The sequence below is a fragment of the Pseudomonas sp. GV047 genome (genome assembly GCF_003058245.1).
GTDB lineage: Bacteria > Pseudomonadota > Gammaproteobacteria > Pseudomonadales > Pseudomonadaceae > Aquipseudomonas > Aquipseudomonas marginalis.
On the sequence record NZ_QCWA01000013.1, the window covers coordinates 122,873 to 136,195 of the forward strand.

Annotated in this window: 9 protein-coding genes; 2 read left to right on the forward strand and 7 right to left on the reverse strand. The window is 60.9% G+C overall.

Translation table 11 applies throughout. The features are described 5' to 3' along the window. Positions 1 to 49: 49 nt before the first annotated feature. From C8K58_RS26805 to treP, 3 genes are all read right to left on the reverse strand, one after another. Positions 50 to 1,270 carry a carbohydrate porin gene (locus C8K58_RS26805; protein WP_108574633.1) on the reverse strand — a complete coding sequence of 407 codons (1,221 nt, stop codon included), beginning with the start codon at positions 1,268 to 1,270 and terminating at the stop codon, positions 50 to 52. 74 nt (positions 1,271 to 1,344) lie between these two features. Beyond that, positions 1,345 to 2,991, reverse strand: a complete 1,647-nt coding sequence (gene treC / locus C8K58_RS26810; protein WP_027605434.1) for an alpha,alpha-phosphotrehalase — start codon at positions 2,989 to 2,991, stop codon at positions 1,345 to 1,347. A 70-nt stretch (positions 2,992 to 3,061) separates the two neighbouring features. Next, entirely contained in the window at positions 3,062 to 4,504 is a 1,443-nt protein-coding gene (treP, locus tag C8K58_RS26815) for a PTS system trehalose-specific EIIBC component (protein ID WP_108574634.1), read from the reverse strand. A gap of 239 nt (positions 4,505 to 4,743) precedes the next feature. On the opposite strand from treP, the gene treR reads away from it, so the two are divergent. Together treR and C8K58_RS26825 are read left to right on the forward strand one after the other, a co-directional pair. Beyond that, entirely contained in the window at positions 4,744 to 5,448 is a 705-nt protein-coding gene (treR, locus tag C8K58_RS26820) for a trehalose operon repressor (protein WP_027605432.1), read from the forward strand. Between the two features lie 65 nt (positions 5,449 to 5,513). Next, positions 5,514 to 8,573, forward strand: a complete 3,060-nt coding sequence (locus tag C8K58_RS26825; RefSeq protein ID WP_108574635.1) for a membrane-targeted effector domain-containing toxin — start codon at positions 5,514 to 5,516, stop codon at positions 8,571 to 8,573. A gap of 71 nt (positions 8,574 to 8,644) precedes the next feature. On the opposite strand, the gene guaA is transcribed toward C8K58_RS26825, so the two are convergent. The 4 genes from guaA to C8K58_RS26845 all read right to left on the reverse strand — a co-directional run bounded on the left by guaA (position 8,645) and on the right by C8K58_RS26845 (position 13,285). Then, positions 8,645 to 10,222, reverse strand: coding sequence for a glutamine-hydrolyzing GMP synthase (gene guaA / locus C8K58_RS26830; RefSeq protein WP_027605430.1), 1,578 nt, complete (start codon positions 10,220 to 10,222; stop codon positions 8,645 to 8,647). 81 nt (positions 10,223 to 10,303) lie between these two features. After that, complete coding sequence (gene guaB, locus C8K58_RS26835; RefSeq protein WP_003209646.1) at positions 10,304 to 11,773, reverse strand: IMP dehydrogenase; 1,470 nt, start codon at positions 11,771 to 11,773, stop codon at positions 10,304 to 10,306. A 104-nt stretch (positions 11,774 to 11,877) separates the two neighbouring features. Next, a complete protein-coding gene (locus C8K58_RS26840) occupies positions 11,878 to 12,426 on the reverse strand; it encodes a hypothetical protein (RefSeq protein ID WP_027605429.1) in 549 nt (182 codons plus the stop codon). 91 nt (positions 12,427 to 12,517) lie between these two features. After that, entirely contained in the window at positions 12,518 to 13,285 is a 768-nt protein-coding gene (locus C8K58_RS26845) for a sulfite exporter TauE/SafE family protein (protein ID WP_108574636.1), read from the reverse strand. Positions 13,286 to 13,323: the final 38 nt, after the last annotated feature.

Genomic DNA, 13,323 nt, shown 5'->3' on the forward strand with positions numbered 1-13,323 from the left:
TGTTTTGTTCTGTAAAGATCCTTGGGTGGATGCCTATCCCATGGATGACTTATTTCCACCAGTATTCAACCTGCACGCCCACGTTCGACCCATGCCGCGCGGTGCCATAGGCGCCGGTGTCGGACAACGCCGAACCCGCCGCCAGTTCATTCGCTGCACGCTTGGCCGCTTCGTTCCAGGTCGCATAGGTGTAGTACAACCGCACTTCCGGCCGCGCCCAGAAATCCGGGCCGTTGGGCGACCAGGTCGGGGCGAAGGTAAATTTGCTCAGCTTGCGCGTGCCGCCGGTGGCATCGACCTGATCATGCCCAAGCTCGGTGACCAGTTTGAATTGTTCGCTGATCGCATACGCGGGGCGTACGCCGATGGACATCCAGGTCTGGTCCTGGCTGCCGGGGCGAATATCCTTCTGGTACACCGCCTCGATCTGCCCTCCAAAACGCGGGGTCACCTGCCAGTCGAAGAACTCCACGGCGCGATAACTTTTGTTGCTGTTATCCAGGAAGGTATTGCCGGTGTAGCCCAGGCCGGTGCCGGGGCCTTCGCCGTACTGCAAAGCGAATTTGTTCTTGCCGCCCAGGAAGGGTTTTTGCACATGCTGCGCGGTGAGTGCCCAGCCGCTGTGGGTGTCACGCCCACCGGCCTTTTCGATATGGCTCAAGCCCAGCTCCAGCTCGCCGCCGGGGTTGGTCTTGAAGCCCGCGACGTTGAAGTCGTGACGGGTGGCGTATTCCTTCTGGTACAGGTTGTCCTTGCGCGAAATGGCGTAGCTGTACTTGAGGTCGCCGATCAGCACGTCCTCGATTCCGCCGCCGGTGGCGCTCTGGTTCCAGTAGTAGAAGTCGGAAATATGGATGTCATTGCGTTTGTAGTAACGCCGACCGGCCCACAGCGAACCGCCATTGAGGGCTGGCAGGTTCGACCACTGCGCATACATCTGCGGCATGCGCGCCGAGCCGTTGTCTTCGCCCTGGAATTTAAGGGCGCGGTCGTATTGGTTGTACAGCGATGCCATGGCGTCAACGCTGAGCACTGAGCCATCGTCGAGGGTCAGCAGGTCCTGACGCAGTTCCAGCTCGGCGTACTGCTCGCATTCGTTGCCCAGTCGATATTTGGTTTGCGCCCCCGGCAACTGGAAACACTGCTGCTTGCCACTGCCTGTCGAGGTCCCCGCGCCGCTGCGCAAGTAACCGGCAAACTCCAGGGCCTGCGCACCGAATGGCAGGCTCAGGCAGGATGCAACGAGGCCCAGCTTTATTGTTGTTTTCATGAAGCACTCCGATATTTTTATTATGTTTTTTGAAGCACCCTGCGCTCTCCGTAGCAGCTGCGGGAGTTCCGGGTTCAGTCCTTCAGGTGCAGCACAAAGGATTCGTACGGGCGCAAAATCACCGTGGCCGTGCGTGGCGGGCAGTCGGGGTAGTTGCTGATCAGCAGGCGTTGCTCGGTCGCCGCGTCGATCACGTCGCCAGGCAGTTGGATTTCACAGGGCTGGCCATAGAAGTTGTTCAGCACCAGCAGGCGCTCGCCGTGGCCTTCGCGCAGGTACGCCCAGACCTGCAAATGGTCTTGCAGCAGTTGGCGGTAAACCCCTTCTTGAATCAGCGGTTCGTGACGACGCAGGGCGATCAGCGCGCGGTAGTGATGCAGCACGGAGTCGGGATCGTCGAGCTGGTGTTCAACGTTGATCTGCGCGGCATTCGCCGGGAGGCCGATCCAGGGCTCGCCGGTGCTGAAACCCGCATTCGGCTGCGCGTTCCACTGCATGGGCGTACGGCCGTTGTCGCGGGACTTCTGCATGATCGCCGCCATGCTCGCCGCTTCGGATTCACCGGCATCGCGCTTGAGGCGGAAGATGTTCAGGGTCTCCACATCGCGGTACTGATCGATGCTGTCGAAGCCCGGATTGGTCATGCCCAGTTCTTCGCCCTGGTACACGAACGGCGTGCCCTGGAGGAAGTGCAGCGCGGTGGCGAGCATCTTGGCCGAGACCACGCGATGCTCGCCGTCGTCACCAAACCGCGAGACCACCCGGGGTTGATCGTGGTTACACCAGAACAGCGCGTTCCAGCCGCCACCGGCCTGCATGCCCAGTTGCCAGTCGGAGAGGATCTGCTTGAGTTGCAGGAAGTCGAAGTCAGCCTTCACCCACTTCTGCAGGTTCGGGTAATCGACTTTCAGGTGATGAAAGTTGAAGGTCATCGACAGCTCTTTCGACTCTGGCCGCGAGTAGCGAATGCAATGTTCAAGGCTGGTGGACGACATCTCGCCGACGTTGATCAGGTCATGGCCTTCAAATACTTCGCGGTGCATCTCCTGCAGGTATTCATGCACGTTCGGGCCGTCGGTGTAGAAGCGGCGGCCGTCGCTGTTGTCTTCGGGGAAATCGGCGGGCTTGGAGATCAGGTTGATCACGTCCAGGCGGAAACCGCCCACGCCCTTGTCACGCCAGAAGCGCATCAACTTGAACACCTCGGCACGCACCTGGGGGTTGTCCCAATTGAGGTCGGCCTGGGTGTGGTCGAACAGGTGCAGGAAGTACTGGCCGGTTTGCGCCTCGTATTCCCAGGCCGAACCGCCGAACTTGGATTCCCAGTTGTTCGGCTGGTCGCGCCAGATGTAGAAGTCGCGGTAGGGATTGTCGAGGCTGCTGCGCGCCTGCTGGAACCACTCATGCTCGATGGAGGTGTGGTTGACCACAATGTCGAGCATCAGCTTGATGCCACGCTTGGCCGCTTCGCTGATCAGCAGGTCGCAGTCGGCCATGGTCCCGTAGCTGGGGTCGATGGCGTAGTAGTCGCTGATGTCGTAACCGTTGTCCCGTTGCGGCGAGCGCAGGAACGGGGTGATCCACAGGCAATCCACGCCCAGCCATTGGAGGTAGTCGAGTTTGTCCACGATGCCCAGCAGGTCACCGGTGGCGTTACCCGCGTGGCTGTGGAAGCTCTTGGGGTAGATCTGGTAGATCACCGAGTGTTGCCAGTCTTGCATGGTGGGTTCCTTCAGTAGAATTGTGAGCGCGGTCAAATGTGGGAGGGGGCTTGCCCCCGATAGCGGTCGATCAGACGACGCGATAACCCGGCCGAACAATCTTCATGCTCAACGCACAGGTCAGAACAAACGGCACCACCATCGCGATGACCATCCCGATCACAAACATCGCGATGGATTGCGGCACGATCGAGATAAACCCAGGTAAACCACCGACGCCGATGGCCGAGGCCTGCACCTTGTTCAGCGACAGGAAAATGCTGCCCAGCGCCGAGCCCACCAGGGCTGCGTAAAACGGAAACTTGAAGCGCAGGTTCACCCCGAACATTGCCGGTTCCGTGATGCCGAAGTAGGCGGAAATCGCCGAGGTCGAAGCCATGCTTTTATCCCGCGCATTGCGGGTGGTGTAGAACACCGCGAGCGCGGCGCTGCCCTGGGCCAGGTTGGACATCACGATCATCGGCCAGATAAAGGTGCCGCCCTGGGTGGAGATCAATTGCAGGTCCACGGCGAGGAACATGTGGTGCATGCCGGTGATCACCAGCGGCGCGTACAGCAGGCCGAAAATCGCTCCGCCGACCATCGGCGCCAGGTCAAACAGGGTGACCACGCCTTCGGTGATCAGGATGCCGAGGTGACGGGTCACCGGGCCGATGATCGCCAACGCGAGCACGCCGGTGACGACGATGGTGGTGATCGGCACGACCAGCAATTGAATGGCGTTGGGTACGCGAGCGCGCAGCCATTTCTCGATGACGCTCATGACATACGCCGCCATCAGGATCGGCAGGATCTGCCCCTGGTAGCCGACTTTCTCGATCTTGAACCAACCGAAAATATCGAAGTACGGCAGGCTCTGGCCGTCGAGCCCGGCGACCGCCTTGCCGTAGTTCCAGGCATTGAGCAGATCGGGATGCACCAGCATCAGGCCGAGCACGATGCCGAGGATTTCACTGCCGCCAAAGCGCTTGGCCGCCGACCAGCCCACCAACGCCGGCAGGAACACGAACGAGGTGTTGGCCATCAGGTTGATCAGGCTCCACAGGCCATCCAGGTTCGGGTAGGCCTCCAGCAGCGTCTGGCCCTCGATGAACATGCCCTTGGCGCCCATCAGGTTGTTCACGCCCATCAGCAGGCCGGCGATGATCAACGCGGGCAGGATCGGCATGAACACATCGGAGAACACCCGCACCAGGCGCTGCATGGCGTTGGTCTTGTCGGCGCCCTTCTTCTTCACATCGGCGATGGTGGCGGCAGCGAGGCCGGTCTGTTCGCGCAGGGCGGCGTAGACCTTTTCCACTTCGCCGGGGCCGATCACCACCTGGAACAAACCGCCGGTGAAGAACGAGCCCTTGACCAGATCGACCTGGTTCAACGCGCTGTTGTTGACCAGGCTCGGGTCCTTGAGCGCCAGGCGCAGGCGGGTCACGCAGTGGGCAGCTTGCTCAAGGTTGTCGCTGCCCCCGAGGTGCTCGAGGATCTCGCGGGCAATGTTGGAATAGTCGTGGCTCATGCTTGGTTTCCACTTTGATTTTTTTATTTGGGGGGCAGTCATTGGCAGCACGCCGAAGGCAAAAGTACTCGTACAGACGAGTTAAAGCAACAACTCGTCTGTACGAGTTTGATTTTGTTTATTCCCTGTAGGACACCACTGCGCTGCAAGCCGCAGAAATCCTTGGGTCTAATGGACAAACCGCCGCTCTGCCTCTAAGGTTCCTGCCTTGAACGCCAACGCGGCACAGAGCCCTACCCATGAGCAAATACAACCAGATCTATACCGATCTGCTTGCCAGCATCACCACCGAACGCCTGCAACGCGGCACGCGCCTGCCTTCCGAAACCGAATTGATGGACAGCTACCAGGCCAGCCGAGGCACCGTGCGTCGCGCCATCGAGCAGTTGCAGGAGCGAGGGTTTGCGCAAAAGATCCACGGCAAGGGCACCTTCGTGCTCTCGCCCAACCCGATTGAGTTCCAACTCGGCGGCATCGTCAGCTTCCACGAAACCCACGCCGACCTGGGCGATGACGTACGCACCGAAGTGGTCGAATTCACCCAGCTCCCCCTTGAAGGCCCGCTGTTGCAACACATCGAGGCCGAACCCGGCAGCCTCATCACGCGCATCAAACGGGTACGGCGCATCGGCGGCAAACGGGTGATCCTCGACATCAACCACTTCGTCGCCGACCTGATCCCCGGCCTGGACCAGGCGATCGCCGAACAGTCGATCTACGCCTTCATCGAGCAGACCCTGCAACTGCAGATCAGCTACGCCCAGCGCACCATCGAAGCCCTGCCCCGCAGCAAGGACGACCAGACACACCTGGACCTCGAAGGGCAGAGCCATGTGATCGTGGTGAGCAACCAGACGTTTTTGCAGGACGGGCGGCAGTTCGAGTACACCGAGTCGCGGCATACGTTGGATAAGTTTTACTTCTCCGATATCGCCAGGCGTTAATTATCTACCCGCTGTCCCTCTGAAGCGCTTGGCATGCTCGGCTCTCCCCCTTCAAGGAGAGCAACATGCCGCTGACCGACACCTCCCCCGCCGCCCAGCAAAAACTCCGCGCCCTGGCCCCTGTGGTGCTGGATGCCTGTCCGAATATGCAGACGATGGCGATCAAGGCTGCGCGTGAGATTCTGACCAAGCATGGCCTGCCAGACCTGGATCCCGATCATGTCTACTGGCACCGCTTCGACAGCGGCATCGGTGACCCTGCGACCTTTACCGGCTGGAGCCACAACCAAAAACCCCAGCAGTCGATGACGCTGACGCAGTTGGTCATTCACCGCTTCGAGGTGCACGACCAGGACAATGCCGACTTGCTCGATGGCGACGGTGGTTTTTATCGCGAGGGTGCCGAAGCACGGTTATTCGATCGACACAACGAAGTGCAGCTGTCCGCCAGCGCGGTGCTCAACGACTTCTGGAGCATCGATTTCAGCGACCGCTATACCACCCGCATGGAGAAGTTCTGGAGCGCCCACTTCGACGACTTCCGTACCCTGGCCAAAGTCAACTGCCTGGCCCAGGCCCTGCAGGCGCGACAGGCCGGGCACCTCACCGAGCCCCAGTTGCACACGGTGCTTCAAGCCCTCGCCAGCAATCTGTCCTGGCCCCCCAGCCTGTCCAACCTGCAAGCCAAGGCCACTTCCGCCGACGGACTGCGTGTGGCGGCGCTGGATATCGGTGGGCATATCGCCACGGATATCCTGCGCATCATCGACGGCGATGGCCGGCAAATCCTCTATGTGCCAGGCGAGTCCCAGGCCTTCTATGGTTTCGAGACCCCCGCCGACCTGCATTTCTGGCTGCTGAACCAGACCAACCATGCGGATAACCGCGCCCGCTTCATGGCCCACTTCCCGCTGTCGGCTCAGGTCCAACAGGACGACACCGACGCTGTCACCTGGAAGCAGATGCTGCTCACCCCCATGCTGATCTACCGCAGCGCCCAGGCCCTGGCGGGTACCCTGCCGCCGGACTGGGTGGACAAGGGCCTGTCCCACCAACTCGACCAGTTGTTTGTCGACTGGGGCACCTGGGACCACCGCCTGATCAATCAAGCCGACCAGACCATCGAGGACGATGCCTTTACCTGGCTGGCGCAATCGAGTCAGACGCGCATGCGCAATGACGCGGATTTTTCCCTGCGCAGCAATGGCGACCTGCGCAAGAAACTCTGGATCGGCTACCTGAACGCCTTTGGCAAAACCTTCGGCCCGATGGCCGTGGTCGGCTGGCCGGTAGCGTTGGTGGTGGTGGGGGCCAGTGCGGCAAATCTTGGCCTGAACATCGACCAGGCCATCAACGGCAAGACCCCGGCCGAACGCCACGCCGGGGAGCTGGGCGCGATATTCAGTGCCATCGATACGCTGTTTAACCTGGCACTGTTGAAAGCCGACGGGGTCATGCCCGATATCGCCGAAGCGGCCGACACCCTCGCAGTGGAGCCCATTGAGTTGACGCCGCCCACAGCGCCCGCCAGCGCACCGCCGGTGCCTGAGCCTGCGGTACCTGCCACCTACCAGGCCAACCTGATACTGGAAGGAGAACACCTGGATACCGCCCCCGGAAAATTCCAGCAGGTCTATAGCCTGCGGACCTCCGACGGCATGCCTCAGCAAGCCATCCTGATGAACGATCAAGCCTATTACGTGCGCTACGAAGCCGACCCCAACGGCCGTGGGCATTGGGCGATTGTCGACCCGAACACCCCCCATGGCTTTTCCGGCGCGCTGCCGGTGCGCCTGAACGAACTCAACGAATGGGAACCTGTGCCCCACAGCAACGGCTTGAAAGGCGGCGGGGGAAACTCCAGCAAAAGCGCCCGGGGGCCGGCCCCCTCGCAGGTCCCGCCACCGCCACAAGCGATGACCACGCCACCCCACTCGCTGCGCAGGGTGACCAGCCCCTTCGATACCCCGCCATCCACCCGCCCGGAAGTGAAACGCTGGGCAATGGGCCTCACTGAAACCCACGTTCACCGCCGCTTCGGCCGCATTGACCGCTTCACCTACTACTTCGGCGAAACTCAGCGCAAACTGCTGCAATCAGCACAAGACTTCTACAAGGAACTGTCCTGGACCCGCCTGCCACCTCGTCCGGACATCCCCGCCTTTGAACCGACAACGGCCTTCGATGAAGTCCTCGAACGCCTGCCCGAAGATCTCCCGGGCTACGTCATCGGCGAAACCCTGGACCGTATCAGCAGCACCCGCCTGGTGATCAACAACTTGCCGCTCTTCGCGCGCAAGGGCGTGAAAACCCTGTATATGCGGCGCCTGCTCAACGACTTCGCCCAGGATGATCTGAACCACTACTTCCAGACCGGCGAGATGCCGGAGGACCTGGAAAGCTACCTTGGCAAGCTGGGCACTGATCCATCCGGGCAGTTCAATGAACTGGAACTGGTCAAGACCGCCAGGGCCAATGGCATACGCGTGCAGGCTATCGACTGCGCAGCCCATTACAAATACCCCACCCCTATCGCCGATCTTTCAGAACAGGTGATGAGCAATTACCTCGCCCACATCCTTATCCAAGCCGACATAGCGCTGAACGGCGGCGGTAAATGGCTGGTACTGACCGGCGCCAGAAACATCAACACCTTCAATGGGTTCGCCGGTCTCAGTGAACTGGAAGGAGGCATCGGGCTGCGTATAGAAGAGGTCTTTCCGGGGCAAGGCAACGAGGTGCGTATCGACCCCGGTATCGCCATTGATCGCGACAGCGCCCCCCGTCATGAAAGCATCGGTGACAGCTTCGACACCTTGAATGCCGACCTGCGCGTACAAGTGGAAGCGCCGCCGGTGCACAGGACGCTGGAGCAACAGCAGCGACTGCTGTTTCGCAAGGGCATGTACCTGATCGACGAAAACCAGGGCAACTACACCCTGCGGCATCACAGCAGAGACAGGGGCATCGTTGCGACACCCATCAATCGGCTGGCCGACGGCAGCTTTTACATCGACCGCCCGGCCTGGGCAGGCGTGCATGACATACGGTTCCCCACGCTGGAACAGCTGTCCAGCGCCCTTACCAATATGGGCATGAGCCTGCAAAGTCGGCTTCCTGCCTGACAGGCAATAAAAAACCTGGCCGAGGCCAGGTTTTTTACTCACTCAACGCAGGCCATTCAGGCTCGCCTTGCTTATTCCCACTCAATCGTCGCCGGCGGCTTGCTCGACACGTCGTAAGTAACGCGCGAAATACCTTCGATCTCATTGATGATACGGCCGCTGACGGTTTCCAGCAGTTCGTACGGCAGGTGCGCCCAACGGGCAGTCATGAAGTCGATGGTCTCTACAGCACGCAGGGCCACGACCCAGGCGTAACGACGGCCATCGCCTACAACGCCTACGGACTTAACCGGCTGGAACACCACGAACGCCTGGCTGACCTTGTGGTACCAGTCGGCCTTGCGCAGTTCTTCGATGAAGATGTGGTCGGCACGACGCAGCAGGTCGGCGTATTCCTTCTTCACTTCACCGAGGATGCGCACGCCCAGGCCCGGGCCTGGGAATGGGTGGCGGTAGACCATGTCGTACGGCAGGCCCAGTTCCAGGCCCAGACGGCGGACTTCGTCCTTGAACAGTTCGCGCAGCGGTTCTACCAGCTTGAGGTTCATTTCCTCAGGCAGGCCACCCACGTTGTGGTGGGACTTGATCACGTGGGCCTTGCCGCTCTTGGCGCCGGCCGACTCGATCACGTCGGGGTAGATGGTGCCTTGGGCGAGGTACTTGATGTTGTCCAGTTTGTTGGACTGGGCATCGAATACGTCGATGAAGGTACGACCGATGATCTTGCGCTTCTTCTCCGGGTCGGACTCGCCGGCCAGGTTGTTCAGGAACTGTTCTTCGGCGTTGGCGCGGATCACCTTGACGCCCATGTTCTCGGCGAACATGGCCATTACCTGCTCGCCTTCGTGCAGGCGCAGCAGGCCGTTGTCGACGAACACGCAGGTCAGTTGGTCGCCGATGGCCTTGTGCAGCAGCGCAGCGACCACGGAGGAGTCAACGCCGCCGGACAGGCCGAGCAGCACGTTGTCGGTACCGACCTGGGCGCGTACGTTGGCGATCGCGTCTTCAGCGATTTTCGACGGGGTCCACAGGGCTTCACACTCGCAGATGTCGAGGATGAAGCGCGACAGGATGCGCCCGCCTTGCTTGGTGTGGGTCACTTCCGGGTGGAACTGCACGCCGTAGTAGCGACGCTCGTCGCTGAACATACCGGCAATCGGGCAGCTCGGGGTGCTGGCCAGGATGTGGAAGTCTTCCGGCATCCTGGTGACCTTGTCACCGTGGCTCATCCACACGTCGAGGCCGAACAGGCCGTCGGCGTCGATGTGGTCTTCGATGCCGTCCAGCAGGCGGCTCTTGCCGACCACGTCGACACGGGCATAACCGAATTCACGCAGCTCGGAACCTTCAACCTTGCCGCCCAGTTGCTCGGCCATGGTCTGCATGCCGTAGCAGATACCAAAGACAGGCACACCCAGGTCGAACACGGCTTGCGGGCAACGCGGGCTGTTGGCTTCGTGCACGGACTCGGGGCCACCGGCGAGGATGACGCCTTTCGGTGCGAATTCGCGAATCGCTTCGTCATCCATGTCGAACGGGTGCAGTTCGCAGTACACGCCGATTTCACGCACGCGGCGGGCGATCAGCTGGGTGTACTGGGAACCGAAGTCGAGGATCAGGATGCGGTGGGCGTGAATGTCGAGGGCCATGAAGTCAGTCTCGTCTAATGAATCAGAAACAACTCGGGGCTGAAAGAACAGCCCCGGTTACTTAACGTTTTGCTGGAAGCCTCAACCTACGCGGTAGTTTGGCGCTTCCTTGGTGATCTGCACGTCGTGGACATGGGATTCAGCCATGCCGGCGCCGGTGATCCGTACGAACTCTGGCTTGGTGCGCATTTCTTCGATGTCGGCGCTGCCGGTGTAGCCCATCGAGGAACGCAGGCCGCCCATCAGTTGATGGATGATGGCGCTCAGGGTGCCCTTGTACGGCACACGGCCTTCGATGCCTTCCGGTACGAGCTTCTCGGCGCCTGCCGAGGAGTCCTGGAAGTAACGGTCGGAAGAGCCTTGCGCCTGGGACATGGCGCCCAGCGAACCCATGCCGCGGTAAGCCTTGTAGGATCGGCCCTGGAACAGTTCGATCTCGCCCGGCGCTTCTTCGGTACCGGCGAACATCGAGCCCATCATCACGCAGGAAGCACCGGCAACGATGGCCTTGGACAGGTCACCGGAGAAACGGATGCCACCGTCGGCGATCAACGGTACGCCAGTGCCTTCAAGGGCCGCGGCGACGTTGGCGATGGCGCTGATCTGCGGCACGCCCACACCGGCGACGATACGCGTGGTGCAGATCGAGCCAGGACCGATACCGACCTTGACCGCATCGGCACCGGCTTCGGCCAGGGCCTTGGCGGCAGCGCCGGTGGCAATGTTGCCGCCGATCACCTGCACGTCAGGGAAGTTCTGCTTGACCCAGCGCACGCGGTCGATCACGCCTTTGGAGTGACCGTGGGCGGTGTCGACCACTACCACGTCAACACCGGCAGCCACCAGGGCCGCCACGCGGTCGCCGGTGTCTTTGCCGGTACCGACCGCAGCGCCGACGCGCAGACGACCTTGGTCATCCTTGCTGGCCAGCGGGTAAGCCTTGGCTTTTTCGATGTCGTTGACGGTCATCATGCCCTTGAGGGCGAATTTGTCGTCGACGATCAGCACGCGCTCGATACGGTGCTTGTGCAGCAGTTCGCGCACGTCGTTCTTGTCGGCGCCTTCCTTGACAGTCACGAGGCGCTCTTTAGGCGTCATCACTTCGCGGACGGTGACTTCAAGACGGTTCTCGAAACGCACGTCACGGGAGGTGACGATACCGACCAGGTCGCCATCGTGCAGTACCGGAACGCCGGAGATGTTGTGCAGGCGAGTCAGGTCGAACAGGTCACGCACGGTAGCGTCGGCTTCGATGGTGATCGGATCCTTCACCACACCGGCTTCGTAACGCTTGACCTTGCGCACTTCGGCAGCTTGCTGCTCGATGGTCATGTTCTTGTGGATGATGCCGATGCCGCCTTCCTGAGCCATGGCGATTGCCAAACGGGCTTCGGTGACGGTGTCCATGGCAGCGGAAACCAGGGGAATATTCAGCTCGATGCCACGGGTTAGGCGGGTCTTGAGACTGACTTCGTTAGGAAGCACCTCGGAATAACCGGGCACTAGGAGAATGTCGTCGAATGTCAGAGCTTCTTGGCTGATACGCAGCATCGCGGGGGCTCCCGAGCGGGAAAATGGAAGCGCGCCATTATACTCAGACACCCCTCAGGTCTCAATGTAAAACTCTGACATATTTGGGAATAGTGATAGAAGGACTACAGCTCGACTTTGACCCAGCTGATCTTTTGGTCCAGCCAATCGGCGAATTCGTCGATAAAGCTCTGCTTGAACCCCGCCTCCGCCCAGTTGTTGAAGATGAATCCCAGGTTGGAAAACCCACACTCCTGCAAGAACAGGAAACCGTTGATGTCATCTTCATGCCCACACAGCGGGCAGGTGAAGTTGTCGGTGTGGCCGGGCATCCAGTCTTCCAGGCTTTCGAACAGCGCCTCGCCGACTTCCTTGAGGCATTCCGGGCAGCCGGCTTCTTCGAGAAAGCCCTTGGCCGGGGTATAGATGCAGCGCTTGTAGATGATCTCCAGGCCATTGACCGGCTCGTTGAACGGCAGCGCCTCGGGGTGCAGCACCACGGCGCGGGCGCCGTCGGCCAGGGCATAGGCCATGCGGTTGCCGGTGCGGCCACAGGTGGTCAGTTCTTCCTTGATGATGTTCTTGCGCACCAGCCAACGCACGATCGCCCGGGCGCGGGGTTCGTGGACAGGCAAGGTGGAGATTTTCGGGACAAGGATGCTTTGGGAGTTCATGGGAGACCTGCGGCGTGGCTTCTGGCCTCATCGCGGACAAGCCCGCGATGAGGCCCGGGAGGACGGCAGCTTAATCCCTGAAGAAATCAGGTCAAGTGCTCAAGTACCGCCCAATCAACGCAATGCCACTGGCCAGCACCAACCACGTCACCAGCCGGACGAAAGCCTCACGGGACATGCGCATGGTCAGCCTGCGCCCACACCACAGCCCCAGGGCCATCGCTGGCAGCAGGCACAGCGCCAGCATCAGCAGCGGCCCATCAGCATACACCCCGGCGATCAGGAACAGGCTCAGGCGCACCACCGTGCTGCAGCTGATCAACGCGCTTTGGGTGGCGCGCGCCGCGTCCTTGGGCAAGCGGCTGTTGAGGTAGATTGCATATAAAAAGCCACCACTGCCGAACAACGCACCGAACAACCCGCCTACGGTGCCCATGGGGATCGACCAGCCAGCGGCCAGCTGCGTTGGCCGGGTTTTCACCGCCAGGCTGTAGATCGCATAGGCGCTGATAAACACCCCCATCAGCAGCAGCAACAGGTCCGAATGCAGGTTGAGCAGAAACACCACGCCCAGGGTGCAACCGATGGCCATGCACGGCAGCAGGCGCAGCAACTCAGCCTTGTTCACGTCACGCCGCGTTTGCAGCAGGCCGCCGAAGGCCGCGACGAAATCCAGCAGCACCAACAGCGGGATGATCTTCGACAGCGGCATAAACACGAGCAGGATCGGCCCCGCCACCAGCGCCGTGCCAAAACCGGCGATGCCGAACACGATATAGGCCACCACCACACCCAGGCCGATCACCAGCCAATCCATACCACCAAACGACCACTGACTCATCAGCTCAACCGGGCTCATGGGTAATTCCTTATTGAAGATGACCATCACTTTAGCCA